The organism is Paraburkholderia xenovorans (genome assembly GCF_046030735.1).
GTDB classification, from domain to species: domain Bacteria; phylum Pseudomonadota; class Gammaproteobacteria; order Burkholderiales; family Burkholderiaceae; genus Paraburkholderia; species Paraburkholderia xenovorans_A.
Genome location: NZ_JAQQBV010000008.1, coordinates 205,296 through 230,239, shown reverse-complemented (window position 1 = coordinate 230,239; position 24,944 = coordinate 205,296). Strand labels below are relative to the sequence as shown.

Genomic DNA, 24,944 nt, shown 5'->3' with positions numbered 1-24,944 from the left:
TAAAAAGGCGGGGTTTTTGCGTTTCAAGGCGCCATTGACGCGACACGAAACCCGCCGGCTCACGAAAGCGGGATTCTGCGTTCCGGCGTCCCGATGCGCGGAAAACGCCAGTCTGAAAAAGCGGCGCAAGAACCGCCGCTTCCCCTATCAATTCCCCTTCGACGACTATCCGGACGTACTACTCTCTCGTGGCGACGGGTAGCGGTCATTGCCAGCTACCTCGCGCTTTGCGCATCCAGTTTAAAGTTTCCAGCAGGCACATTGCTTACAAGCAGCAATGTGCAGGGTTGTTGTCCGCGTCAACGCGAAGCAGCATCTCCATCTCCACTGCCAACAGAGTGAACACCCATCACACAATCGTTCGCAATAGTTTCGCCGACTTCTGCAAGCAGCGCCTCGTCGCGAGCAATCACCTGTGGCAAATGATTGCGCAGGAATTCGACCCAGGTCCGAGTCTTCGCATCGATGAACTTTCGTGACGGGTACAGCGCGTAAATGTTCGTCTTCTGCAATCTGTATTCCGGCAACACGCGAACCAGGGTTCCATCGCGCAGTCCCGCGATCGCCGCGTAAAGCGGCACCATGCCGATCCCCATTCCCTCGCGAATCGCCACGATCAGCGACTCCGCGATGTTCACCTGCACGGGGCCATTTACTTCCATCGTTTCGCTGCCGTTCGGCCCGTCAAGAACCCATTCATGCGGCGGGAATGCCGGCGTATGCAGGATCAGGCATTCATGATTCACGAGATCGCCTGGCTGCATCGGCGCGCCATGCGTCTGCACATATCCAGGCGACGCGCACAGAATGTTGAACGTTGTACCAAGCGGCAACGAGACGAGCTCCGAATTGGGCAACGTGGAAGCGGCAACCACCGCGACGTCGCTGCTGCCTTCGAACAGATCAGGCATGCGCTGCGACAACGTGAGTTCGACAGTCACTTCCGGATACTGCGTGCGATAGCGCGAAATGGCCGGCAGCACGTAGTGCTGACCGATGCTAGCAAAGCTGTGCATACGCAGAACGCCGCTCGGACGCTCATGCGCACAGCTCGCTTCTTCTTCTGCGGTATCGACATCGGCGAGAATTTGCTGGCATCGCTTCAGGTAGCGCTCGCCCGCAGTGGTGAGCGCGAGTCGGCGCGTCGAGCGGTTCAACAGGCGTGTACGCAGGTGAGCTTCGAGTTCCGACACCGCGCGGGACATTGCGCCGGTCGTCGAACTGAGCGACTGCGCGGCGGCCGTAAAACTACCTGCTTCGACCACGCGCACGAACACTCGCATATTTTGTAACGTATCCATCGATCCTTCTATTTCACGGCAGAAGCCGTATTGTCCGCCTGTCGTCAGCGGGCATTGTTGTTCGTTCTGGAAGGGACGTTCCGAGCCAGTCCTATTAATGCGCGCACCGCATGCTCCTACAATCGGCGCCTTGCCTGCCGGTGTGCGCAGTGTCCATCGGTATCTCTCTCAGCGATAAACCGGGGCGCCTTGTCTCCTGATGAAACGCCAGCATGCGATCAAAGCGACGGCAGACTCGCGCCAGCAGTGGAGCGCCATGTTCCTGGCGCTCCACGTGCTCCGACCGACGATTCGCGATTGGGCGAACAGCGACGGCCTGACCTGGCTGCATCTGTTGAAAACGGTTACGGCGGGACTGTCGGCGCTCGGCATCGCGATGCTGCTGGATCTGCCGCAGCCGCGTATCGCGATGACCACGGTGTTCGTGCTGATGCAGCCGTTCAGCGGCATGGTGCTCGCCAAAAGTTTCTACCGGATCCTCGGCACTGCGGTGGGCACGCTCGCGGCGTTGGTGCTCGGCGCGCTGTTCGTCCAGCAACCGGAGTTGTACATGCTCGGCATGATCGGCTGGGTGGGCGCGTGTATCGCGGCGGCGGTGCGGTATCGGCATTTCAGATGGTACGGCTTTGTACTGGCGGGTTACACGGCCGCGCTGATTGGCATTCCGAATGTGACTGCGCCTCATGACCTGTTTCTGGCAGCGTTGACGCGCGCAGCGGAAGTGGCGGTCGGCATTGTGTGTTCGAGCGCGGTGAGCGCGCTGATCGTGCCTCAGCGCTCCAGCCTTGCATTGCGGCGTGCGCTGGAAACGCGCTACCGGAATTTTACTGCGTTCGCCATCGACGTGCTCGGCCGCGGAATCGAACGCGGCCGCTTCGAGCGGCACTTTGCGGACCTCGTCGACGAAATAGTCGGTTTCGAGGCGACGCGCACTTTCGCAGCTTTCGAAGACCCGTCGATGCGTTCACGCAGCCAGCATCTGAGCCGTCTGAACGGCGAGTTCATGGATGCGTGCGCGCGCCTTCACGCGCTGCACCAGTTGCGCAAGCGCTTGCGCGCGAGCGGGGCGGAGCGTGTCGTCGACGCTATTACACCGTACTTCGACGAGATGTCGGCGTTGCTTGCGTCGACGCGCGACGCAGGGGTGGACGCGTCGCGTGCCGCAGCGCGTCTGCGGCAGTTTCAAGCGGGCTTGCCACGCCGCGTGCGTGAAACGCGACGCCCGTTAGAGAGCACTCCAGTCGAATCGTTGGCGGAGTTCGATACAGGCGCGGAATTGCTGTATCGATTCGTTTCCGAATGGATCGGTTACTGCGAGACATACGCGGGTCTTGCACAGCGTCGTGCTGCAAAATCCGCGGCACGGCCTCGCAGCACGAGCCGTTATGTAAGCAAGACGAATGGTTTTGTCGTCGCGTTCACGTTCGTCCGCTCCGCCGTGGTGATGGCGATTGCCGGCTGGTTCTGGATCGAGACCGACTGGCTGAGCGGTGGTTTTGCGGTGATCGGCGCGGCGCTTGTTTGCGCGTTGACGTCTACCGCGCCGAACGCGTCGAAGATGGCGATACAGATGGCGCTCGGCGCCGCGCTCGCCACGATGACCGGCTATCTGTTCGCGTGCTACGTGTATCCCAACATCGACGGCTTCCCGCTGTTATGCGCGATGCTCGCGCCCGTGCTTGCGCTGGGCGCATTCATCGCGACACGCAAACTCTCCGCGGGATACGGCATCGGATTTTCCGTGTTCTTCTGCCTGCTGGCGGGACCGGACAATGTCATCACGTACGCGCCGGATCTGCTGATCAACAACGGGATCGCAATCACCGCGTCGTTGCTGTTGGCGGCGCTCGTCTTCACTGTGGTGTTTCCGGCCGACATGCCCTGGCTGATCGCGCGCATCGAAGCCGACTTGCGCGCGCAGGTCGTGTCCGCATGCAAGGACGAACTGCGCGGGCTCAATCAGCGTTTCCAGTCGAGCACGCACGATCTGACCTCGCAACTGCGCATGCTGCTGTCGCGTCGTTCACGGCGCCGCCGGCAGGCGCTGCGATGGACGCTCGTCACGCTCGAAGTCGGCCACGCGACGATTGATCTTCGCAACGAGCTGGTTTGCGCAGGTTATGCGCAAGCACTTCATCCGCGTTGGAACAGCAGCTTCGCGCGTACCTGCGATCAGCTCGCGCAACTTTTCACCCGACCGGATGCGCGTAGCCTCGAGAGCGCGATCAGTTCCGTGCGAGCGGCGACGTGGATCGCGCAAGACGTGCTCAAAACCGTCCATGCGGATCGCGACCGACGTCATGACCTGCAGCGCATCCTGAGTTGTTTGCATTTCATTCGCACAGCCTTGCTCGACAAGGACGCGCCGTTCAACACGCTTTGACGTATGCCGTTTCGCGATCCTTCTTCCAGTTGGAAAGATCACTTCCGCGTGGCGCCGTTTATCTGCAGGGAGCGCGGTCATATAGTTTTGTTGCTGCCTCAATGCTCTCCCAAAAGGATCTGCTACGAGGCGCAACCGAAAGTACTGGAGAACGAAATGAAAGCTTTGAAGATTGCCCTGATCGCCTGTGCCATGTCTGCTGCTGTAGCCCACGCGCAAACCGCACCGTCATCGGTTGAACAACAGCAAGTCGCGCAGGCGAATGTACAGCGTGCCCAGAGCTTCGCTGCGGAAAAGCGCGCGGTGGTACCGAAAGCGAAAGCGAGAACTGAAGAATGCGTCGGTCCTATGAGCTTTTGCAATCTCTACTTCGGCAGCTAGGCGGCGCCACGCATCACGCTAAAAAACCAATCCGGCTGCTGAGCGGAGCACACCGCAGATGTGCGCGCCGGTAGCCCGGACGGATGACTATGGAGAGACTCAGTTTCATGTACGAAGACCGGATTCGTTGTGCCGCGTTGCGCGGCAAGATCACGTCGGCGGCCGAAGCGGCGCTTCTGATTCAGGACGGCATGCGCGTCGGCGCCAGCGGGTTCACGCGCGCGGGCGACGCCAAAGCGGTCCCCGTCGCGCTTGCTGAGCGTGCCCGTCAGGAAGGCAAGCCGCTGCGTATCACATTGATGACGGGCGCGTCGCTCGGTCACGATGTGGATCGCATGCTAACCGAGGCACACGTGCTCGCGCGCCGCTTGCCGTTCCAGGTCGACAAGACCTTGCGCGACGCGATCAATCGCGGCGAGGTGATGTTTGTCGACCAGCATCTGTCCGAAACCGTCGAGATGTTGCGCGCCAACCAACTCGGCAAACTCGACGTCGCTATCATCGAAGCCACTGCGATCACCGAGACCGGCGGCATTGTGCCCACGACCTCGGTCGGCAACTCGGCCAGCTTCGCGATTCTCGCAGACAAGGTGATCGTCGAAATCAATCTTGCTCAACCTCGCGAACTCGAGGGGTTGCACGACATCTGGATTCCGGGTCGCCGTCCGCATCGCGAACCGTTGCCGATCGTTCGTCCGCAAGACCGGGTGGGCACGCCCGCAATCGACATTCCGCTCGACAGGATCGCCGCGATCGTCATCACCGACAAGGCGGATAGTCCGTCCACCGTGCTGCCGGCAGACGCGGAAACTCAGCAGATCGCCGGTCATCTGATCGAGTTTTTCCAGCACGAGGTGTCGCACGGGCGCATGCCGAAGCGCTTGCCGCCGTTGCAGGCGGGCATCGGCACGATTGCCAATGCGGTGCTCGCGGGTTTTGTCGAATCACCGTTCGAGGACTTCGAAATCTATTCAGAAGTACTGCAGGATTCGACCTTCGACCTGATGGACGCAGGCAAGGTCACGTTCGCATCCGGCGCATCGATCACGTTGTCGGCCGCGCGCCAGGCGCAGGTGTTCGGCGAGATAGAGCGCTATCGTGAGCGCCTCGTGTTGCGGCCGCAAGAGGTCAGCAATCATCCGGAAGTGATTCGCCGGCTTGGTTTGATCGCGTTGAACACCGCGCTCGAATTCGATATCTACGGCAACGTGAATTCGACCCATGTGGGTGGCACGCATATGATGAACGGCATCGGCGGGTCGGGCGATTTCGCGCGCAATGCGTCTTGCGCGATCTTTGCGACGAAGTCGATGGCGAAGGGCGGACGCGTGTCGAGCGTCGTGCCGATGGTGCCGCACTGCGATCACAACGAACACGACGTCGACGTTGTCGTGACGGAGCAGGGGCTCGCCGATCTGCGCGGACTGGCGCCGCGGGAGCGCGCGACATTGATCGTCGAGAAATGCGCGCATCCGCTGTATCGCGATCTACTGCGCGACTACTATCGCGATGCGTTGCAATGGGGTGGACAGACGCCGCATCGGCTGGACCAGGCTTTCGCCTGGCATACACGGCTGCGCGACACCGGCTCGATGCTGCCGGCGAAAGAAGCGGGTCTTTAAAAGAAACACGGCGTCAGCGGGCAATGGCCGCTGACGCCGCAAGACATAGGATGCTTCGCTCAGGTCCCGCGCCGCACGAGCCGGATAAGAAACAACAGAATGACCGCGCCGATCACAGCGGTGATGATCGAGCCGATCCAGCCGCCGCCGAGCGAAATGTGCAGCACGCCGGCCAGCCAGCCGCCGATGAACGCGCCGACAATCCCGACGATGATGTCGACGATCAGGCCGAAACCGCCGCCCTTGACCAGCACACCGGCCAGCCAGCCGGCGATCGCGCCGATGATGAGCCATGCAATGATGCCGTGTTCCATAATCGAGACTCCATGGTTGAGTGTGAATAATTCACGGTGACAGAGCTTAGTCGAAGGCTATGGGACAAGTCCACATTCAGGACGCGGAATTAACTTTATCTAAAACAATTGCAAGCTAAGTGTAGACGATGCGCACGAATATGGGTGGACTTACACATGCTGCATTACTCAGGTGTCGGTTCGGCCTCCCTGGCAGTCCAACTGACGCTGGACACGCTCTTTTCCATGCTGATGCGGCTCGCCATCTGCTCCAGCTTCGATTGATCTTTCGGATGCAGCTTCAAGGTGGCCGTGACGCGAATGCGTCCCGTCTCGTCGTCGACGTCTTCACTCGTCAGGCTTTGAAACGAAAGCGGCGCCGAGTACATCGAGTTGGATACCACGGTGCGAATGTGAATCTCATCGGTTTCGAGGCACACAATTGTCAGCACATACTCGCGGATCAGGTCGGCGTTTGAAACTGGCGTTGCGTTGATCATGCGGCTGACTTCGCGCAACACCGTGTTGGTCAGCAAGACCACGATAGTGCCGGCGAGGGCCGGGCCGTAGTGGCCTGCGCCGCACAGCACGCCGACCGCCGCCGAGCACCACAGCGTTGCTGCCGTGTTGATCCCCTGGATGGAACCCTTGTCGCGCATGATCACGCCGCCGCCAAGGAAGCCGACGCCGGACACGACGTAAGCGGCGATCTGCGTGATCCCGGCAGTGCCGTTGCCGGTCAGCACGCCGAGCGTCACGAACAGACAGGCGCCGCTCGCGACCAGCGTGATGGTGCGCAGGCCGGCATTGCGCTGCCGCATCTGCCGTTCGAGGCCGATCGCGACGCCGCAGGCGAACGCGGCAAGAAGCCGCCAGATGAATTCGATGGTCATCGGTAGATGGGAGTGACGTGCGTAACCGCACAGTGTGAACCACACGCGTGACAGCGTCGCGTATCCGCTCGCGGAACGCGATGAAGGTCAGGCGTGACGAAGCCCATGAGCCGAAGCGCACGACACGAACAGGAACGAACGAAGCGTCCGCAAACACAGCGGGCTGCGCAACGCTTCAATGGCAATACGAGGGTATCAACGACGCGCACCATCAGGCCCGAAGGCAAGACGGCGGCAGGCGGAAAACTAACGGCTGGCGCGGAAATCTTGCCGATCAGGCGATCGGGCGAATCGATGCTCGACGGGTACTACTGCTACTGTCCAAGATCGCAATTCCGGGTTGATGAACTGGGCGAATTTTAGGCGGCTCTGCAAATGTAAGTCAAGCCATCAGCGAATCTGACGATGTGCTTGCAATTCGCCAGGTTAAGGACGTTTTTTTCGGCATAAATACGGACTCCGAATATTGGCGGTATTCGTCGTCGAAACACTGTGTTTGCTCATTGGCGGATCGAAAGGCGGCCGCGGTCAGTCAGGCTCGCCCGGCACGAGCCGCAGCCGCGTGATCTCCGACGGCGCGCCGAGGCGCTTCGGCGGTCCCCAATAGCCGGTGCCGCGGCTGGTATAGACCCACAGTCCATTCAGGCGCGCGAGACCCGCTGTGAAAGGCTGCTGGAATCGAACGAAGAAATTCCACGGGAAGAACTGGCCGCCATGAGTATGGCCGGACAACTGCAGCGTGAAGCCCGCTGCTGCGGCGGCTTCAGCGGAGCGCGGCTGGTGCGCGAGCAGCACCTTGATCAGCACGTCGCCAGGTGCGCCGGCAATCGCCGCGGCCGGGTCGCTGCGATGCAGCGGATCGTGATGGCCCGCCGAGTAGTCGGTCACGCCGGCAATCATCGCGCGCGCGCCGTCGTGGTCGACGATCACGTGCTCGTTCATCAGCACGTTCAAGCCGAGCCGCCGGAATTCGTCGATCCATGCGTTCGCGCCGGCGTAGTACTCATGGTTGCCGGTCACCAGAAACGCGCCGTGCCGTGCGCTGAGTCGCGACAGCGGCTGCGTGTGATGGGTCAGTTGCGACACGCTGCCGTCCACCACGTCGCCGGTGACCGCGATCAGATCCGGCTTCAGGCGGTTCACGGCGTCGACGATCGCATCCACATAGCGGCGCTTGATGGTCGGCCCTACGTGAATGTCGCTGATCTGCACGATGGTGAAGCCCTCGAGCGCTTTCGGCAGATCGTCGATCGGTACTTCGATCGTCACGACTCGCGCGCGGCGTCGCGCGTTGAACAGGCCGACGAGCGTCGACAGCAGCGCCAGCAACGGCACGGCCGCGGCGGTGTCCATTCGCAACGCGGGCAATGCGAGCGTGTTCGGCCAGATTGCGTCGACGGTCAGCAGTGAGGCAAGCACGAGGTCGCGCACGAAGGTCAGCACCAGCAGCGACGAGAAGAAGCCCATCGCGAGCAATCCGATCCACGCAAGGCGGTCGCCGAGCGGCTGCCGCTTAATGGTGCGCGCCAGCATCCCGAGCGGGATCAGGAGCACCGACAGCACCAGCCACAAAGCACACAGCCAGCGGCCGGCCGCGTCGATCGGCAGATCGGGGATCAGCCGGAAACCGACGTAGATATGCAGCAGGATGCCAATCAGGATGATGCGAACAAGGAACGAGGAGCGGCGCATAGAGACGATAGAGGCGGGAAGGGGCCGCCACGAGCGGCGTGACGGCGGCGGCTCGGCGAGCGTAATGCGATTTCATGGTCGACGAGCCGGTTCATTCTACCGACATGTGCAGGCGCTTGCCGGAGCCGCCGGATTTCGCGGCGTGAGCTTGCTGGGCGACTCCTTCCGACGCGGGTTATAGCAGCGCAACTCGTGACGCGACGCAGCATCCCTGACTCGCTGCAGAGCCTTTCAACAAGGCCGCCGCACCCTAATTAAATGGGCTTTGAATTGCCTTCGCGAGTGGACTATTCTTGAAGAGAACCGGCTTGCAGACGGGCCGTCGCGGTCCGGCAGCGGTTCATTGCGTCGTCGGCACGAAGCGCGGCGCGGGAGGACACGCATCATGAAGCTGCTCAGATCAGGCAACCCCGAACGCCACTTTCATCACACGCATCACGTCGGGCGAGAGGGGAGTCATGTGATGCTGCCGCTGGTCGGCATTTCGTTGATGGCCGTTGCGCTGTACTTCGGCGTACGCGATGTCGACTTCTCGGAACTCGGCAAAAGCGCGCTATTCGATGTCGTGATGCTGTGCGTCGCGCTGGGCATTGCTGGGTTGTTCGGCGCGGTCGGTGCGTGGCTGCGATCGAGCGGCGACGATGCCGACGAGGGCTTCTGCTTCGTCGGCGCGGTGATCGGCGTGGTGGTGTTTTACATCGCTGTGCTTGGGTGAATACAGCGGCGCGGCGACATGCGTCGAGCGATGCCGGCGGTTTCGTCGCACGGAAGGGAACCGCTTCGGCGCGTTGCCTTTGCCTTTGCCGCGGCTGCCGCCGTCGTTGCCGCCATAATAGCGACGGTTTTCACTCGAACACGCAGTGCGTGCACAACCTCATGGCGGATCTTTTCGACGACCTGCCGACGCCCGACGTCGACTGGTATCCCGAGTGGCTCGCGCCCGCAGCGGCGACGAAGGCGCTGATGCAACTCATCGACGAAGTGCAGTGGCGGCAGGACACGATGGGCACACCGGCCGGCCGCGTGCCGTTGCCGCGCCTGACCGCGTGGCAAGGCGAGCCGGACGCGGTGTACGTCTATTCGGGAATTCGCAATGTGCCGCAGCCGTGGACGCCGACAGTCGCGGAACTGAAGGCCGCCGCCGAAACCGCGAGCCGCGCGCGTTTCAATAGCGTGTTGATCAACCGCTATCGCAGCGGCACGGACAGCATGGGATGGCACGCGGACCGCGAACCTGAACTCGGCGTACGGCCGGTGATTGCTTCCGTCAGTCTGGGCGTGGCGCGCACCTTCGATTTGCGGCACAACCGGACGGGCGCCGTGCAGTCGTTTTCGCTGAAGGGCGGCTCCCTGCTGGTGATGAAAGGCGACACGCAAGCCGATTGGCGGCACCGGGTGCCCAAGGAGCCGCGCGTGGCCGGCGAGCGCATCAATCTGACTTTTCGCTGGATAACACCGCGTGCGCCGCAACGTGGCGCTAACCAGAGATGCTAGCCGTCTACACGCCAAGCTCACGCCCTCTGGTTTCAGGCAACGTCAACGCGGCGAGAATCACCACGCCGTAAGCCGCCGCGGCGAACACGCCGATCGCACGACCGAGCGTCATGGTCTGCGACACATAGCCGATCAGGAACGGGAACGTCGCACCGACCGCCCGGCCGAAGTTGTAGCAGAAGCCCTGGCCGGAACCGCGAATGCGCGTCGGAAACAGTTCGGTGAGAAATGCGCCCATCCCCGAGAAAATGCCGGACGCGCAGAAGCCGAGCGGAAAGCCGAGAACGAGCATCGACAGATTGTCGAGCGGCAGTTGCGTGTAGATCAGCGCAATCGCGCACGAGGCCAACGCGAACGCAATGAACGCGCGTTTGCGGCCGAACCTGTCGCTGACATACGCGCCTGTCAGATAGCCGCAATACGATCCCACGATCACCACGCCGAGATAGCTGCCGGTGCCGATCACGCTCAGATGCCGTTCGGTTTTCAGATAGGTCGGCAGCCATGTGGTCACCGCGTAGTAGCCGCCTTGGACGCCGGTCGCGAGAATCGACGCGCGCAGCGTAGTCCAGACGATCTCGCCGCGAAAAATGTCGAGCAACGACGCGCGTGTTCGTGTCGCCGAGTCCGCTTCTTTCTGCTGACGATGCACTGCCGGCTCGTCGACGAAGCGCCGGATCCAGATCACGAACGGCGCGGGCGCAATGCCGATGGCGAACAGTACGCGCCACGCGTAGTCGGCGGGAACCAGCGAGAACACGGCTATAAAGAGCAGCGTCGACACGCCCCAGCCGATCGCCCAGCCGGCTTGCACCAGACCCACCGCTTTGCCGCGGTCGCGCGCACGGATGACTTCGCCGATCAGCACCGCGCCCGCGGTCCATTCGCCGCCGAAACCGAGCCCCATCAGCCCGCGCGCCCACAACAACTGCGAGAAGTTCTGCGCGAGCGCGCAGGCGAGCGTGAAGATCGCAAACCACAGAATCGTGATCTGCAAGGTCTTAACCCGGCCGATCCGGTCCGACAGCACGCCGGCCGCCCAGCCGCCCACGGCCGAACTCAGCAGCGTGACCGTGCCGATCAGGCCGGCGTCGCCGCGCGTGATGCCCCATGTGGCGATCAGCGTCGGAATCACGAAGCTCAGGAACTGCGTGTCCATCGCGTCGAGTACGTAGCCGATCTTGCAGCTCCAGAACGCGCGCTTCTCACTCGCGGAGATCTGCCGATACCACGCGAACGGGCCTTTTCCTGGACCGGGCGATTCGTAGCGCTCGGTGTCTGCGGTCAACTGCGCTTCGGTTTCCATGCTTGTGCTCCGGTCGTGATGGTGAACCGTGTCTTTCGCACGGCTTAAGGTGAGTCGAACAACGCGGCGGCTACAGCACCGCCAGCGTGGTGTTGGGGATGTCGGTGACGAGCATGTGTCCTGGCTTGTGCGCGATCGCGAATGGCAACCGCGCGCTCTCGATCGCCGCTTGCGGAGTGACGCCGCAGGCCCAGAACACCGGCAATTCGTCGCTGTGAACTTCGACTGCATCGCCGAAATCGGGCCGCGCCAGATCGCGAATGCCGATCAGCGACGGATCGCCGATGTGAACCGGCGCGCCGTGCACGGCCGGAAAACGGCTGGTGATCTGGATTGCGCGGATCGCGTCGGCGGCTTTCATCGGTCGCATCGAGACCACGCGGTTGCCGCCGAACACACCCGCGTTGACGTTGCGCTCGCGGGTGCGATACATCGGTACGTTGACCTGCTGGTCGATATGGCGCAGCGCGATGCCTTCACGCCGCAGCATTTCTTCGAACGAAAACGAGCAGCCGATCGCGAAGACCACCAGATCGTCGCGCCAGAGTTCGTTCAGGCTGCGCACTTCTTCGGCGCGCTCACCGTGGCGGTACACATAAAACGCGGGCACGTCGTTACGGATATCCAGATCGGCGCCGAGCGCGGGCACGCGCCAGTCGCCCGGCTCGCCGATGCCGAGCAGCGGACAGGCCTTCGGATTGAGCGTGCAGAAGCGCAGGAAATCGTCGGCGTATTGCTTCGGCAGGATTGCCAGGTTGGCTTGCGCGTAGTCGCCGCAGTAGCCGGCGGTCGGGCCGGAAAGGTGGCGGCTGCGTACCTGCTGACGAAATTCGGACGGCGTAAAGGACATGAACGGCTGGACTCCGGGTGAGTTTCGGGTGAGCTTCAGATAGCTGATACGAACCAGATTAGTAACGACAAAAATATCCATCCAGCGAGTTTTTCTTGCTTTTCGTTAAATTAAACTTAACGGAACCGGCGGCGATTTACGGCGATGATTCAATGCGTCGTGTCGTTAATAGAAGAACTTCGAGAGAACATCGGCAGAACTTATGGGAGATCTCGCGCAATGAATACCCGCTTTGTCGAAACGTTTCTGACGCTCGCGCGTCTAGGCAGTTTTCGCGCGACCGCAACCGCGATGCACGCGACACCCGCGGCGATTTCGCTGCGCATCAAGACGCTCGAAGCGGAGTTGGGCGTCGAGTTGATCGAGCGCGATGCCGCCGACTTTCAGCTCACAGTGAACGGCGAACGATTGCTCGCGCATGCACGGTCCGTCGTGCAGGCTACGCGCTCGTTGCAACTGGCTGCGCAGGACGAAACGCAGGTGACCAAGCGGCTGCGGCTCGGCGTGATCGAAACGGTGGTGCATAGCTGGCTGCCGGACTACATTCGCATGCTGAATGCCGAGTACAACCGCATCGTCGTGGATCTGAGTGTCGACTCGAGTGCGATCCTCGGGCCGCGACTGCGCGTCGGCGAACTGGACCTGGTTATTCAGGTGGAAGACACACAGGGCGATGCCGATCGGTCGATCATGTCGACGTTGCTGGCGAGCTACCCGGTGCGCTGGATCGCGCGTAGCGATCTGATTCCCGCGAGCCGCGCGAAGCATGTGCAGACGTTGCTGGCAAAACCCGTACTGACGTTCGGCCGCGGCACTGCGCCGCAAATCGCGGTGGAGGGCATTGTCGCGGCTCTTGCAAAACGCAACGGTGTGGCGTGGGCGGATACGCAGGTGACCTGCATGCCTTCGGTGGCGGTGATCGTGAAGCTGCTGCGCGACGGCTACGGGATTGCAGCGGTGCCGGCGCTGTTCGTCGAGCCGTTTCTCGCGAGCGGCGAACTCGGACAATTGCAGGTGCGTCCGCTGCCCCCGCCGATCAACGTCGAGATGGTGTATCGCGACGACGCCGACGTCGGTGTGCTGGCGGCGTCGCAAGTGGCGCGCAGCGCGTGCGATCGGTATGCGAAGGCGATGGGGCGGAAGTTGATTGAGCGGAGGTGAGCGGTGATAGCGCGATGAAAATCACCGCGTGGGACAGGCCATTCGTCCTATGCCATTTGACATGCTACACTGTAATAACATTGTGTTTACTTTTGCGTGTCGACCGCTTAGCATTTCACTTACAGGCGCTGCCATGAAAACGACCATCCGCAGAATGGGTAATTCCCACGGCGTACTGATTCCGAAACCGATTTTGGCCCAGTTGGGTCTGGAGGACGAAGTGGATATGCAAGTTGAAGGCAACGCGCTGGTGATCCGGCGTCCTCAGAAAAAAGCACGCGCGGGGTGGGCGGACGCAAGCCGGTCGCTGGCGGCGTCCCAAGGCGACACGCTGGTCATGGGCGAGTTTCCGAATTCGGACGACGCGGGGTTTGAATGGTAGCGCGCGGCGACGTCTGGCTCGTCGCGCTAGACCCGACCGTCGGCAGTGAGATTCAGAAAACGCGGCCTTGCGTGGTCGTTTCCCCGCCGGAGTTGCACGATCATCTGCGCACCGTCATCGTCGCGCCTATGACGACGGGTGGTCAGTCGGCGCCTTTTCGGGTGCCACTCACTTTCTTGCGAAAAAAAGGTTTGATTTTGCTCGATCAGATTCGCACGGTGGACAAAACGCGACTCGTGAAGCGCGCCGGCGCGGTGTCTGATCGCGCGCTGTCGGATGCGTTGTCTACGCTGCAGGAAATTTTTGTCGAGTAGGGGAGGGGCGTGTCGGTGCTCAGTTCGGCAAAAGCCGCCTGCGCGCCGTCGCCACCAGATTGTCGAATGAGAACGTGCTTGCGGCGAGCGCACTCGTGTCCGGAAAATTCTCGCGGGCAATATCCGTCAGCACCTGCCCGGGCGGCGCTTCGATCAGCACGCGCGCGCCCAATTCCTGCATCACCGTCAGCGCGTCGAACCAGCGGACGGTGTAGCGCATGTTGGTCGCGAGGTCGTCGCGGATGGCGTTGGCGGTGTACAACGGGCGGCCGCCGCGATTGCCTACGTAAGTGCTGTGCGGCGCGTTGAACGTGAGGTTCTGCGCATACGCGACCAATTCATCAGCCGCTTGCGCGAGCAATTCACCATGCGACGGCACGCTGACCGCAAGCCGCGTGGCCTTGCGCGCACCGGCCGCCAGTGCGCGATCGATAAAGCGGTCCAGCGCCGCATTGGCGCCTGACACGACGATCTGGCGCGGCGCATTCACGTTGCCGACATAGACCCGCTGGTTGCTCGCGTCAGCATGTTGGGCGGCTAACGTTTCCACCTCGTGTTCGGTCAAACCGGACACGGCTGCCAGGCCGTAACCGGACGGATACGCGGTCTCCATCAGCTCGGCGCGTTTGCGGACCATGCGTAGCGCGTCGGCGAAACCTATCGCGCCACAGCTCACCGCGGCCGCATAGGCGCCGACTGACAAGCCTGCGCTGATCTCCGGCGTGAGTTGCTCGTCGGCCAAGGCGCGCGCGATCGCTACGCCGGCGACCGTCAAGCCGATCTGCACGGCGACGGTGGAGCGCAACGCGTCGGATGTGTCCAGCGTGAGCACGTCGTTGCCGAGAACCTCGGACGCTTCATCGAGCGTGTGCTGAACGACCTCGCGCTTCGGCAGACGGTGAAGAAACCCGTCGGTTTGCGCGCCTTGACCAGGAAAAAGAAGCGCCAGCATCAGAGATAGCCGTGAGCCGGTGCCCACGGATCCGCAATCAACTGTGGGCCGCGAGCCTGGCGCGCCATCACGCGAGTTTTCCCTGCTGCCCATTCAACCAGTGCGACGCCACCAGCCGGTGTTTCAAGCTGCGCGTCCACGCGAATTCCGGCCTGGTGCGCGAGCGCTTGAAGCCGGTCGAGCAAATGGGCGGCGGCGTCGCGTGAAAGTTTTTCGGGTGTGCGAATCAGCAGATCGAGATCGCTGGATGCGGAGACGGTCGGTACGCGCGTGGCGAGTTCGAAGCCGGTGCTGCCGGTCGGCCCCCAGACGAGATCTACCCACTCTGCGCGGCGCATGTCGTGTCGCAATGCAGAGAGCGCCACGAAAGCCGGCAACGCAGCGCGCGGCGGTGGTTGTTCGAGAAGAGCCTCAGGCGCGACCGCGTGTTCGACATCGTCCACATGAACCCACGTGCCATACCGCTGCGACCGTTCAGTGCCGCGCAATCCCACCGCGACGAACCCGTCAGCCGCCAACGCGCGTCTCACCACCGCATACGGCGCCCGCTCGAAGGCCGCACGCACCCAGTCCGGCTCGCCATCGAAACGCGGCAAGCGGCGCAAGCGCAGCAAGTCGTGCGAACGCCACCGCGTATCGGCGGTCGACGCACGATCGGAATCGAACGGGGGCGCCGCGCAAATCTGCATCACTCGGCGTCCCATTGTTCCGCGAGACGCCGCCGCACTTCGATCGATGCCGCGCGGTTCTGTTGCGCCGCCGCCGATTCGAGCCGATGCGACAGATCGCGGCGGCCGTCTTCACGCGTGCTGCGGATCTGTTCGCGCAGCACCTGACGAACTCGCTCGACTTGCGCCGCATCCGGCGCATCCGCATCGACGCCTTCGATCAACTGATCGAGCAAACCGAGCTTCGCGAACGAGGTCATCGTGTACGACATCGGCACGACGGTTTCGCCGAGCTCGTCGAGCGCTTCGACCGTGCGGCGCGTGACGCGCGCGGCCGCTTCCTTGCCCATCGCATGAACCATCGTGCCGGGCGCGTCGAGCGCGACAATCCGGTTCGCCTGATAGCCGTGCGCGAGGAAGGCACCCGACATCGCCGGCCCGACGATCAGCGCGATCACCGGATGCCCGGCGTCGCGCGCGCTGGCATACGCATCCACGCCGGCCGCGCACGCGAGATGAATGCCGAGCATTTCCTCGCGATAGCCGTACGCCTGGCTTTTTACATCGACGATCGCGACGATCGGACGGCGCGTGCCGCTCGCTTCGTCCGCGGCAATGGCTTCGCGTACCGCGCGCCCGAGCAGCCAGCCCTGTTCAAGGCCGACGACGTTATCGGTCGCGCGCGGAAAGCGGTTGTCCGGATCGGGCACGACCGCGATGAAGCGCGCGGTCTCGTCGCCGAGCACGGCGTCGCCGCTCCAGACGGGCGCGGCGCTCGAAGGAACGCCCGCCAGCGCGCGAAACCAGCGTGCGCCGCGGCTTTGAGTGGTATCGCTCATGCTGGCTCCTTGCGGGCGTTGAACACCGCGCGCATCGTTTCGGGCGTGACGCCGGCCGGGTCGATTTGCGCGAGGCGGTTCAAAAACGTATCGACCTGTTCGCTACGATGCGCAGCCGGCAGACCTTGCGAGAATGCGGCGCGCACGGCCGCGTGAAGGGTTTGGGTATCGTCGTCGACCAACTGGTCGGCAAGCGCGGTCGCGGCGCGCTGTTCGCCGCCGATCAACTGCCACACGCGGCGCCGGTCGCTGGCATCGAGTTCGTCGATGCCGGCTTCCTGTTCGATCACTTCGGGGCCGTTCATCCCGAGCCGCCCCTGCTTCGTGACGATCAGATACGAACACAGCGCGGCCGCGAGCGACATGCCGCCGAAGCATCCGACCATGCCCGCGATCACGCCGACCACCGGCACATGGCGGCGCAGCGCGACGATCGCGGCCTGGATTTCGGCGATCACCGCGAGGCCCAGATTGGCTTCCTGCAAACGCACGCCGCCGGTTTCGAACAGCACGACGGGGCGCACGATCTTGCCGCGTTCGCAGTCGCGCAACGCCATTTCGAGCGCGGCGGCGATCTTGCTGCCCGAAACTTCGCCGATGCTGCCGCCCTGAAACGCGGACTCGATGGCGGCGATCACGGCCGGCTCGCCGTCGATCGTGCCGCGTGCGATCACGCAGCCGTCGTCGGCCTGGCAGACGACGCCTTGCAGCGGCAGCCACGGCGATTCGATCTTGTCGAACGGGCCGAGCAGTTCGCGGAACGTGCCGGCGTCCAGCAACGAGCGGGCGCGTTCACGCGCCGGCAATTCGATGAAGCTGTCGCGCAGCAGCGGTGCGGTACTCATGCGTCGTCTCCCTGTTCGGCGGCTTCGACCGCTTCCGCGAGCCGCAACGCGACCACGCCGGGCGTCGCGCCGAAGTCGTTGATTTCGATCTGCACCGCGCCGTCGTAGCGTGTGAAGAAACGGTCGAGCACGCTTTTCCAGATGTGGCTGTAGCCGTCGACGCTGGTGCGCACGACGACATGTGCGCCGAGCGCGCTGCCGTTATCGGCCGGCGCCAGTAGCACTTCCAGATCGCCCGAACCCACCACGCCGACGTGCGCGCGGGTCGTGACGGCGCGTTGCGCCGGATAGTCGAAGGTCAGATTTTCCATGTGACTGAACTCCCGCCGGCGTCAGGATGCGCCAGCATGTCGAGAAAGAGGGTGGCGGCGAGCAGATCGGCTGAGCCGCCGGGCGATGCGTTGAGCGACAGCAGATCGTGTTCGAGTGCGGCGAGCGCGGCGCGGCCTTCCGGTGTGGAACTACCGCCGGCTTCCAGCACGCGGCGTGCGCCCTGTTGTCCGGCCTGCAAGCCGGGCAGGCCGGCGCGATGCAGCAGGCAGGTGTCGTCGAGTGAGGCCATGATCGACAGCAGCGCGTCGACGCGCGCGGCGTTTTCGGCTATGCCGCGCGCGCGTGCAGCAAGCAGCGCCGGCAAGCCGATGTCGATCACGTGCGGAAAACCGTCTTGTGCCTCGCGCCGTGCGCCGCCCACCTGATAGCGCTGACGGGCGCGCTCGCCGTGACTGTCGCTGGGCGCGGCGAAGCGGTCCGGGAAGCAGGCGATTTGCGCGGCCTGCATGCAGACGTGCGACGCGTTTGCAGACCTGGCGCCGGCCGGCAGCGCCGCGCCGGCCACCAGCAAACCGACGATCCAGATTGCGCCGCGATGCGCGTTGCTGCCGCCGGTTGCATTCAACATGTCCGCTTCGCCGGCGCGGCCGATCTGCGCAAGTTCAGTGCGCAACAACGCGGACGGTTCGCCGCGCCGCCGCGCCGCTCGCGCGAGCGCGGCAAAGGTCGGTTCGAGCGCGTGCGCGGAGCGCAGCATGGTCGCGAGATCGAGGTCGCGATGCGCGCCGCTGCCGCGCCGGTCTACCAGTGCGGGCTTCGGCGTGAGCTCGGCTTCTTCGATCAGCGCGGATGCGGCGAAGCGTGCGAGTTGTTCATCGGAAAACGGAGAAGGCGACGGCGCGATACGAGTACTAAGCGTGTGTCCGGCAAACGATTCGGCAAACGATTCGGCAAACGCATCGCGCAAGCGCACGGGCAACCGCAGGGGCAACCGCAACACCGCGGGCGCCATGATCACCAGCTCCTGAAGCGCGCCGGCGGCGCGTACAAACCGCCCGACCACGTCACCAGATCGTCGATGCTGCGTGCAGCCAGCAACGAACGTTTCGCTTCGCCGCGCCGGATGCCGAGATCTTCCGGATACGCGACGATGCCGCGGCGGCGCAACTCGGCCGTTTTTTCGGGCTTCGCGCGCAAACCGATCGGCGTGACGCCGGCCACCGCGGCGAGCGCGGCGCGCCGCTCGTCGATGCCTTCGGCCTTGTGCAAATGCGCGATGCCTTCTTCGGTCACCACGTGGCTCACGTCGTCGCCGTAGATCATCACCGGCGCGATCGGCATGCCGCTTTTCGCGCCGACCGCAACCGCGTCGAGTTCGTCGACGAAGGTCGGCTCGCCGCCTTTCTTGTAGGTCTCGGCCATCTGCACGACGAGTTTCTGTCCGCGCGAAACCGGCCCGGTGTCTTTCAGCAGCTTGAGCCACGCTTCGCTCGAATGACGCCGCCCGCGCGGATCGTGGCCCATGTTCGGCGCGCCGCCGAAGCCGGCCAGCCGGCCGCGCGTGACGGTGGAGGAGTTCGCGTCCGCATCGATCTGCAACGTCGAGCCGATGAACAGATCGACGCCGTATTGTCCGGCCAGTTGGCAGAACACGCGGTTCGAACGCAGGCTGCCGTCGCTGCCGGTGAAGAACACGTCGGGGCGCGCTTCGATATACGCCTCCATTCCCACTTCGCTGCCGAAGCAATGGATGCTGTCCACCCAGCCCGATTCGATCGCGGGGATCATCGTCGGATGCGGATTGAGCGTCCAGTTGCGGCAGATCTTGCCCTTCAGGCCGAGCGATTCGCCATAAGTCGGCAGCAGCAATTCGATTGCCGCCGTATCGAAGCCGATGCCGTGATTCAGCGAGCTCACGCCGTACGGTTCGTAGATGCCGCGGATCACCATCATCGCGGTCAGCACCTGCAGGTCGCCGATGTGACGCGGATCGCGCGTGAACAAAGGCTCGACCGCGAACGGCCGGTCCGCCTGTACGACCACGTCGACCCACGAACCCGGAATATCGACGCGCGGCAGTTCGTCGACGATCTCGTTGACCTGCACGATCACGATGCCATGCCGGAACGCGGCGGCTTCGGCGATGGTGGGCGTGTCTTCGGTGTTCGGGCCGGTGTACAGATTGCCATGACGATCGGCCTTCTCCGCGCAGAGCAGCGCAACGTGCGGCGTCAGATCGACGAACATCCGCGCGTACAACTCGACGTACGTATAGATCGCGCCGATTTCCAGCTGGCCGTCTTCGAGCAATTGCGCGACGCGCAGACTTTGCGGTCCGGCGAACGAGAAATCCACCTTGTGCGCGATCCCGCGTTCGAACAGCGTCAGATGTTCAGGCCGGCCGATGCTCGAAATCAGCAGATGCACGTCATGAATCTTGTGCGGATCGACTTTGGCGAACGAACGCGACAGGAAGTCGGCCTGCTTCTGGTTGTCGCCTTCGAGGGCGACGCGGTCGCCGGGTTTGATCAGCGTTTCGAGCGCATCGACGATACGGTGGGACGGCAGGATGCCGTCTTCGAGCCACGGTGCGATGGCCGCGAGGCGACGGTTCTTTTCGTCGCGGCGCGTGGTCCATGAACGGGTGGCGGGAGGCGCTTCGGCGGGTTGGTTCATCGGCGGATTCAGCTCCCGTTGGTAGTGCGCGTGCGTCTCGCGCGGGGCTTGGGTTGATTCGCAAGCGCGGCTTCGGCCTGCGCGCGTTCGGTGAGAAAACGATGCAGCAGATCGCCCGTGCCCAGCAAATGCGCGACGACCAGCGTTTGCGCGGCCGGAATGTCGCGGCGTTGCACGGCGTCGAGCAGCGCGGCGTGTTCACTGTCGGACTCGCCCTTGTACGACGGCAAGCCGAACTTGAGCCGCAAGTAGCGTTCGCCGCGCTTATGCAGCGCGTCGATCATGCCTGCAAGTTGCGGACGGGCGGCGGGCGCGTACAGGCTCATATGAAACGCCACATTGCGCGCGACGTACAGCGACGGATCGGCTTCGCGCTCGGCGGCGCGGCACAGGCGGTCGGCTTCGCGCAACGTGGCGGCGGTGTGATTGGGAATCGCGAGGCTGATGGCGAGGCTCTCCAGCGCCGAGCGAATCTCGTAGATCTCGCGGGCCTCGTCCGCCGACAACGGCGCGACAGTTGCGCCTTTATTCACGGCCGCTCTGGCCCAGCCTTCGCTCTCCAGCTGACGCAACGCCTCGCGCACGGGAATCGCGCTGACGGAGAAATGCCGCGCGATTGCGTCCTGCCGCAGCGGCGCGCCAGGCGCCAGCGTGCCTTCGACGATCGCCGCGCGCAGCGCCTCGGCGATCACACGGGACGTGCTCTCGCGCGGCGCGGCAGCGGGGAGCGCGTCAGGAAGAAACGGGCTGCGCGCCGGGGCGTCCAGGGGAAAACCATCGATTGCGTCGCTCATAGTATCGAATATTATATATAAAAAGACGCGTCATGCGCACAAGGTACCCGAAAGATAACCGTAGTATCGGAGGAGCACGATGAATTCACTCACCGACCGCACACCGGTCGCACGGCGGCGCACGCCGCTCAATCGTTCGCAGATCGCGGGTTTTTGGGGCGCGTGGGCGGGATGGACGCTCGACGGGATGGATTCGTTCATCTACGCGCTCGTTCTCACGCCCGCGTTGACCGAACTGCTGCCGCGTTCCGGCTATGCGGCGACGCCCGCAAATGTCGGTCTCGCGGGTTCGATCCTGTTCGCGCTGTTTCTCGTCGGTTGGGGACTGTCGTTCATCTGGGGACCGCTGGCGGATCGCTTCGGCCGCACCAAGGTACTGGCCGGCACGATCTTCACGTTCGCGATTTTCACGGGCCTTGCGGCGACCTCGCACAACGTGTGGGAACTCGGCATCTATCGTTTCATTGCCGGAGTCGGGATCGGCGGCGAATGGGCGCTCGCGGGGACCTATGTCGCCGAGTCGTGGCCGGAAGACCGCCGCAAGATGGGCGCCGGTTATCTGCAAACGGGCTATTACGCGGGCTTCTTTCTGGCCGCGGCGCTCAACTATACGATCGGTGTGCACTACGGCTGGCGCGCGATGTTCCTGACCGGCGCGGTGCCGGTGGTCATCGCGATCATGGTGTTGCTGCGCGTGAAGGAAACCGAGAAGTGGCAGAAGGCGGAGGCGGGCGCGGCCAAGGTGAAACCGCTGCGCGAGATTTTCGGACCGGTCTACCGGCGCCGTACCTGGGTCGCGTGCATTCTGCTGACGATCGCGATCATCGGCTTGTGGGCGGGCGCGGTGTATGAGCCGTCCGCAGTCATTCAACTCGCGACGAAGGCCGGCATGGCGAAGAACGATGCGATCAGAACCGCGTCGATCGCAACCGGCTTGCTGTCGATCGCGACGATTCTCGGCTGCCTCGCATTGCCGCCGCTCGCCGAGCGCATCGGTCGCAAGAAGACGCTCGCGATTTACTTCCTCGGGATGGCGGTGGCGATCGTCGGCAGCTTCGGCTGGGCGTTCTATCTGCCGAACGGACTCGCGCCGTTCATCGCGTGGCTTTGCGTGCTGGGGTTCTTCGGCGGCAATTTCGCGTTGTTCAGCTTGTGGCTGCCGGAGCAGTTCGAGACCCGCGTGCGGGCGACTGCGTTCGCGTTCTGCACGTCGTTCGGACGGTTTGTCGGCGCAGGCGTCAACTTTCTGCTCGGCGCGGCCGTGCTGCGCATGCATACGCTCGGCGTGCCGGTCGCGTTGACGGCGCTCGCGTTCGTCGTCGGTCTGCTGGTGATTCCGTTTGCACCGGAGACGAAGGGAGAAGTGCTGCCGCAGTGAAGCCGGTCATTCAGGCGTTGCACTACGATCCATAAAAAAAACCGGGCGCCAGAATGCGCCCGGTTGTCGGCAGGTTTTCGCCTGGTTGTCGTTCAAAGGCGTCGACGCTATCAGAAGCTCGACGCCTTCAGCACTTTCACATATGCCACCGCGCCGACACCGTCAGCGTACGCGGCGCACCTGGCATGTTGTACATATCCGAGTTGCCGTGCGCCGAAATGTAGTACTTGCGGTCGAACAGGTTGTCCAGCGTCAACGCGACGTCCATCTTCTTGCCGTGATACCCGGCGCCCAGGCCGAACGTCACGTAAGAAGGCAGCGTCACCGCGTCGCTGGCCGACGCGAAGCGGGCCGACTGGAACTGCGCGCCCGCGGCCGTGTAGAAGCCATACACCAGATCGCGCTTCAACCACACGCTTGCGCTGTGCCGCGGCATCAGGCCCGGCGTGTTGTCGTGCAGAACCAGGCCGGCTGAACTCGCCTGCGCGGAACCGTCGACGTCGCCGTTCAAATACGTGTAGCCCGCGTACACCGACCATTTCGGCGCGATCTCGCCGGTCAGCGACAACTCGAGGCCGCGCGAGTGCTGCGTGCCGATCGGCAGCGAGTAAGTCGGATTCGTCGGATCGGCGATCTGTTGATTGGTCTGCTTCATGTCGAACAGCGCGACGCTCGCATTGGCGCGGCCCAGATCGAACTTCGAGCCGATTTCGTAGCTGGTGGTTTTTTGCGGCGCGAGTGTCGAACCGTTGGCGATCACGCCGCTGCTGATCAGCGTGTCGGCGAGCGGCGTGAACGACTGGCTATACGACGCGTACAACGACACCCAGTCGAGCGGCTCGTAAATCAGGCCGACACGCGGGCTCCACGCGCGATCCGTGCGATCCAGATTCACGTGCGCGGCCGTGTAGTCGTTGCGGGTCTGCGTCAGATAGTCGAAGCGCAGGCCGGCGAGCACCTTCCAGTGTTCGGTCAGCGAAATCAGGTCCTGCGCGTACGCGCCGGCGAGACCGAGCACGGTCGAGCCGTTCGTCTTCGCAGGGGTGCCCGGCGTGACGCCAGGCAAATCGACGAGTTGCGGATTGAAGAGGTTGTAGGTGGCCACCTTGGTGGTCGTATAAATCGTGTCGAACTTCTGTTGCTGCGACAGTTCCACGCCATACAACAACTCGTTCTTCAGGCCGAACAGCGAGGTTTTCTGCGTCAGCTCGAACATGCCGTCCACGCCGTGGTCGTCGCGAAAACGCGTGCTCTGGTCGAGCGTCACGACCGGATTCGCCGCGGTCTTGATCGGCTCATACGTGACGTAGTTTTTCCGTTCGAGCGAGAAGTCGTACGCGCGCACCGCGGCATGGAACGACAACGAATCGTTGAAGCGATGATCGAGCGAAGCGGTCGCGCTTTTGACTTCGATGTCGTTATACGACGTATTCGCGGCATCGGCCGATCCGTAGTACGTGTTGATCGGCACGTTGACCGGGCGCCCGAGGTAAGCGGGCAAGCCTTGATCCGATGTGCGGCGATCGTGCAGATAGTCGGCCTCGAGATTGACGGTCGTGTCCCGGTCGATACGGAACTGTCCCGAACCCGCGATTGCCTGGCGGTTCAACTGGAACTGGTCGCGAAAGCTGTTGGAGTTTTCGGTCGCACCGGTCAGGCGAAAACGCGCGGCGTCGTTTGCATTCGCGCCGACGTCGAACTCGGCACGCCGTTCGCCTTCGGTGCCGAGCGTGAGGCCCACCGTCTGTTGCGGATCGGCGCTCGGTTTTTTCAGCACGCGGTTGATCAGGCCGCCGGCCGAACCGCGGCCATATAGCACTGCGGCGGGTCCTTTCAGCACGTCGACGCTTTCGACGTTCGACAGGTCGCGATAGTAGAGCGCGTCGTCGCGGATGCCGTCCACGTACTGATCGGTGATGTTGTTGAAGCCGCGCAGCGTGATCTGGTCGCGCTGGCCGTCGCCGACCGAGAAGCCGATGCCCGGCACGTTGCGCAACGCGTCCTGCAGCGAGTTCGCGTTCTGTTCGTCGAGCAGCGTGCGCGGCACGACGTTGACGGTTTGCGGCACATCCATCAGCGACATGTTGGTCTTCGTCGCGGTGCGGGACGTGGTGGTGTCGTACGAGCGGTCGGTGCCCGCCTTGACGGCGATGGCAGGCAGCGTGTTGTCGGCGGCTCCGTTGGCGGCCGGCGCTTCCTGCGCCATCAGAGGACGCGCGCCGGCGAGAGACGACGCGAGTAAGAGTGCGTGGTACGTTTTTTTGTTGACGTTCATGACGACGTTCTTCGAGGATGAATCGGTGGTTTGAGTTGTGTAGCGATGCGAAAGCGCGCGCTGTGAACGCACAAAGCGGGCGTCAAAAAGCGCAGGCGCGCACGCACGGCAAAGCGGATGCCGTGTGGTCGGTCAGTCGAAAAGTAGCGGTGGGTTCCCCTGTAGCTGTCGA

Annotated in this window: 25 protein-coding genes; 10 read left to right on the top strand and 15 right to left on the bottom strand. The window is 63.3% G+C overall.

The annotated features are described in order from the left end of the window. Positions 1–202 (top strand): hypothetical protein (locus tag PQQ51_RS10680; RefSeq protein WP_408496736.1); only part of this gene is annotated, 202 nt, incomplete at its 5' end. Positions 203–299: 97 nt separating this feature from the next. Here the strand turns inward: PQQ51_RS10680 and PQQ51_RS10675 are convergent. After that, entirely contained in the window at positions 300–1,301 is a 1,002-nt protein-coding gene (locus PQQ51_RS10675; RefSeq protein WP_408496735.1) for a LysR family transcriptional regulator, read from the bottom strand. Positions 1,302–1,500: 199 nt separating this feature from the next. On the opposite strand from PQQ51_RS10675, the gene PQQ51_RS10670 reads away from it, so the two are divergent. The 3 genes from PQQ51_RS10670 to scpC all read left to right on the top strand — a co-directional run bounded on the left by PQQ51_RS10670 (position 1,501) and on the right by scpC (position 5,687). Further along, positions 1,501–3,684, top strand: coding sequence for an FUSC family protein (locus PQQ51_RS10670; protein WP_408496734.1), 2,184 nt, complete (start codon positions 1,501–1,503; stop codon positions 3,682–3,684). 156 nt (positions 3,685–3,840) lie between these two features. Further along, positions 3,841–4,065 carry a hypothetical protein gene (locus tag PQQ51_RS10665; protein ID WP_408496733.1) on the top strand — a complete coding sequence of 75 codons (225 nt, stop codon included), beginning with the start codon at positions 3,841–3,843 and terminating at the stop codon, positions 4,063–4,065. A 107-nt stretch (positions 4,066–4,172) separates the two neighbouring features. Then, complete coding sequence (scpC, locus tag PQQ51_RS10660) at positions 4,173–5,687, top strand: succinyl-CoA:acetate CoA-transferase ScpC (RefSeq protein ID WP_408496751.1); 1,515 nt, start codon at positions 4,173–4,175, stop codon at positions 5,685–5,687. A gap of 59 nt (positions 5,688–5,746) precedes the next feature. On the opposite strand, the gene PQQ51_RS10655 is transcribed toward scpC, so the two are convergent. The 3 genes from PQQ51_RS10655 to PQQ51_RS10645 all read right to left on the bottom strand — a co-directional run bounded on the left by PQQ51_RS10655 (position 5,747) and on the right by PQQ51_RS10645 (position 8,565). After that, positions 5,747–6,001 carry a GlsB/YeaQ/YmgE family stress response membrane protein gene (locus tag PQQ51_RS10655; protein ID WP_028197420.1) on the bottom strand — a complete coding sequence of 85 codons (255 nt, stop codon included), beginning with the start codon at positions 5,999–6,001 and terminating at the stop codon, positions 5,747–5,749. Positions 6,002–6,165: 164 nt separating this feature from the next. Further along, entirely contained in the window at positions 6,166–6,873 is a 708-nt protein-coding gene (locus PQQ51_RS10650) for an MgtC/SapB family protein (protein WP_408496732.1), read from the bottom strand. A 528-nt stretch (positions 6,874–7,401) separates the two neighbouring features. Further along, entirely contained in the window at positions 7,402–8,565 is a 1,164-nt protein-coding gene (locus PQQ51_RS10645; protein WP_408496731.1) for a metallophosphoesterase, read from the bottom strand. Positions 8,566–8,950: 385 nt separating this feature from the next. Here PQQ51_RS10645 and PQQ51_RS10640 point away from each other — a divergent pair, with 385 nt between their 5' ends. Further along, the gene (locus PQQ51_RS10640; protein WP_408496730.1) at positions 8,951–9,280 is read left to right on the top strand and encodes a hypothetical protein; all 330 of its coding nucleotides are present in this window, start codon (positions 8,951–8,953) and stop codon (positions 9,278–9,280) included. A 161-nt stretch (positions 9,281–9,441) separates the two neighbouring features. Then, positions 9,442–10,059, top strand: coding sequence for an alpha-ketoglutarate-dependent dioxygenase AlkB family protein (locus tag PQQ51_RS10635; RefSeq protein ID WP_408496729.1), 618 nt, complete (start codon positions 9,442–9,444; stop codon positions 10,057–10,059). A 4-nt stretch (positions 10,060–10,063) separates the two neighbouring features. Here PQQ51_RS10635 and PQQ51_RS10630 read toward each other — a convergent pair whose 3' ends face one another. Beyond that, a complete protein-coding gene (locus PQQ51_RS10630; protein ID WP_408496728.1) occupies positions 10,064–11,365 on the bottom strand; it encodes an MFS transporter in 1,302 nt (433 codons plus the stop codon). Positions 11,366–11,435: 70 nt separating this feature from the next. Beyond that, positions 11,436–12,215 (bottom strand): putative hydro-lyase, encoded by a 780-nt coding sequence (locus PQQ51_RS10625; protein ID WP_408496727.1) that lies wholly within the window; start codon positions 12,213–12,215, stop codon positions 11,436–11,438. A 219-nt stretch (positions 12,216–12,434) separates the two neighbouring features. On the opposite strand from PQQ51_RS10625, the gene PQQ51_RS10620 reads away from it, so the two are divergent. From PQQ51_RS10620 to PQQ51_RS10610, 3 genes are all read left to right on the top strand, one after another. Beyond that, entirely contained in the window at positions 12,435–13,376 is a 942-nt protein-coding gene (locus PQQ51_RS10620; protein ID WP_408496726.1) for a LysR family transcriptional regulator, read from the top strand. Positions 13,377–13,509: 133 nt separating this feature from the next. Then, on the top strand, positions 13,510–13,758 hold the full coding sequence (locus tag PQQ51_RS10615; RefSeq protein ID WP_408496725.1) for an AbrB/MazE/SpoVT family DNA-binding domain-containing protein: 249 nt from the start codon (positions 13,510–13,512) through the stop codon (positions 13,756–13,758). Next, on the top strand, positions 13,752–14,072 hold the full coding sequence (locus PQQ51_RS10610) for a type II toxin-antitoxin system PemK/MazF family toxin (RefSeq protein WP_408496724.1): 321 nt from the start codon (positions 13,752–13,754) through the stop codon (positions 14,070–14,072). Before PQQ51_RS10615 ends, PQQ51_RS10610 begins: the two co-directional genes overlap by 7 nt. A gap of 19 nt (positions 14,073–14,091) precedes the next feature. On the opposite strand, the gene mdcH is transcribed toward PQQ51_RS10610, so the two are convergent. Genes mdcH through PQQ51_RS10570 form a run of 8 tightly spaced genes read right to left on the bottom strand, consistent with a single transcriptional unit; the run spans position 14,092 to position 21,119 of the window. After that, entirely contained in the window at positions 14,092–15,024 is a 933-nt protein-coding gene (gene mdcH / locus PQQ51_RS10605) for a malonate decarboxylase subunit epsilon (RefSeq protein WP_408496723.1), read from the bottom strand. Next, positions 15,024–15,713: a malonate decarboxylase holo-ACP synthase gene (locus PQQ51_RS10600; RefSeq protein ID WP_408496750.1), complete on the bottom strand. Its 690-nt coding sequence runs from the start codon at positions 15,711–15,713 to the stop codon at positions 15,024–15,026. Before PQQ51_RS10600 ends, mdcH begins: the two co-directional genes overlap by 1 nt. Then, entirely contained in the window at positions 15,713–16,531 is an 819-nt protein-coding gene (gene mdcE / locus PQQ51_RS10595; RefSeq protein WP_408496722.1) for a biotin-independent malonate decarboxylase subunit gamma, read from the bottom strand. The genes PQQ51_RS10600 and mdcE overlap by 1 nt, the downstream gene beginning before the upstream one ends. Next, positions 16,528–17,376, bottom strand: coding sequence for a biotin-independent malonate decarboxylase subunit beta (locus tag PQQ51_RS10590; protein WP_408496721.1), 849 nt, complete (start codon positions 17,374–17,376; stop codon positions 16,528–16,530). The genes mdcE and PQQ51_RS10590 overlap by 4 nt, the downstream gene beginning before the upstream one ends. Continuing rightward, entirely contained in the window at positions 17,373–17,687 is a 315-nt protein-coding gene (locus PQQ51_RS10585) for a malonate decarboxylase subunit delta (RefSeq protein ID WP_408496720.1), read from the bottom strand. Before PQQ51_RS10585 ends, PQQ51_RS10590 begins: the two co-directional genes overlap by 4 nt. Then, on the bottom strand, positions 17,675–18,661 hold the full coding sequence (locus PQQ51_RS10580) for a triphosphoribosyl-dephospho-CoA synthase (protein ID WP_408496719.1): 987 nt from the start codon (positions 18,659–18,661) through the stop codon (positions 17,675–17,677). Before PQQ51_RS10580 ends, PQQ51_RS10585 begins: the two co-directional genes overlap by 13 nt. Positions 18,662–18,663: 2 nt before the next feature. Further along, entirely contained in the window at positions 18,664–20,325 is a 1,662-nt protein-coding gene (mdcA, locus tag PQQ51_RS10575; protein ID WP_408496718.1) for a malonate decarboxylase subunit alpha, read from the bottom strand. Positions 20,326–20,333: 8 nt separating this feature from the next. Continuing rightward, positions 20,334–21,119 (bottom strand): GntR family transcriptional regulator, encoded by a 786-nt coding sequence (locus PQQ51_RS10570; RefSeq protein WP_408496717.1) that lies wholly within the window; start codon positions 21,117–21,119, stop codon positions 20,334–20,336. A gap of 79 nt (positions 21,120–21,198) precedes the next feature. On the opposite strand from PQQ51_RS10570, the gene PQQ51_RS10565 reads away from it, so the two are divergent. Next, positions 21,199–22,497, top strand: a complete 1,299-nt coding sequence (locus PQQ51_RS10565) for an MFS transporter (protein ID WP_408496716.1) — start codon at positions 21,199–21,201, stop codon at positions 22,495–22,497. Between the two features lie 136 nt (positions 22,498–22,633). Here the strand turns inward: PQQ51_RS10565 and PQQ51_RS10560 are convergent, their stop codons facing one another. Further along, positions 22,634–24,772, bottom strand: a complete 2,139-nt coding sequence (locus tag PQQ51_RS10560; RefSeq protein ID WP_408496715.1) for a TonB-dependent receptor — start codon at positions 24,770–24,772, stop codon at positions 22,634–22,636. Between the last annotated feature and the right edge of the window lie 172 nt (positions 24,773–24,944).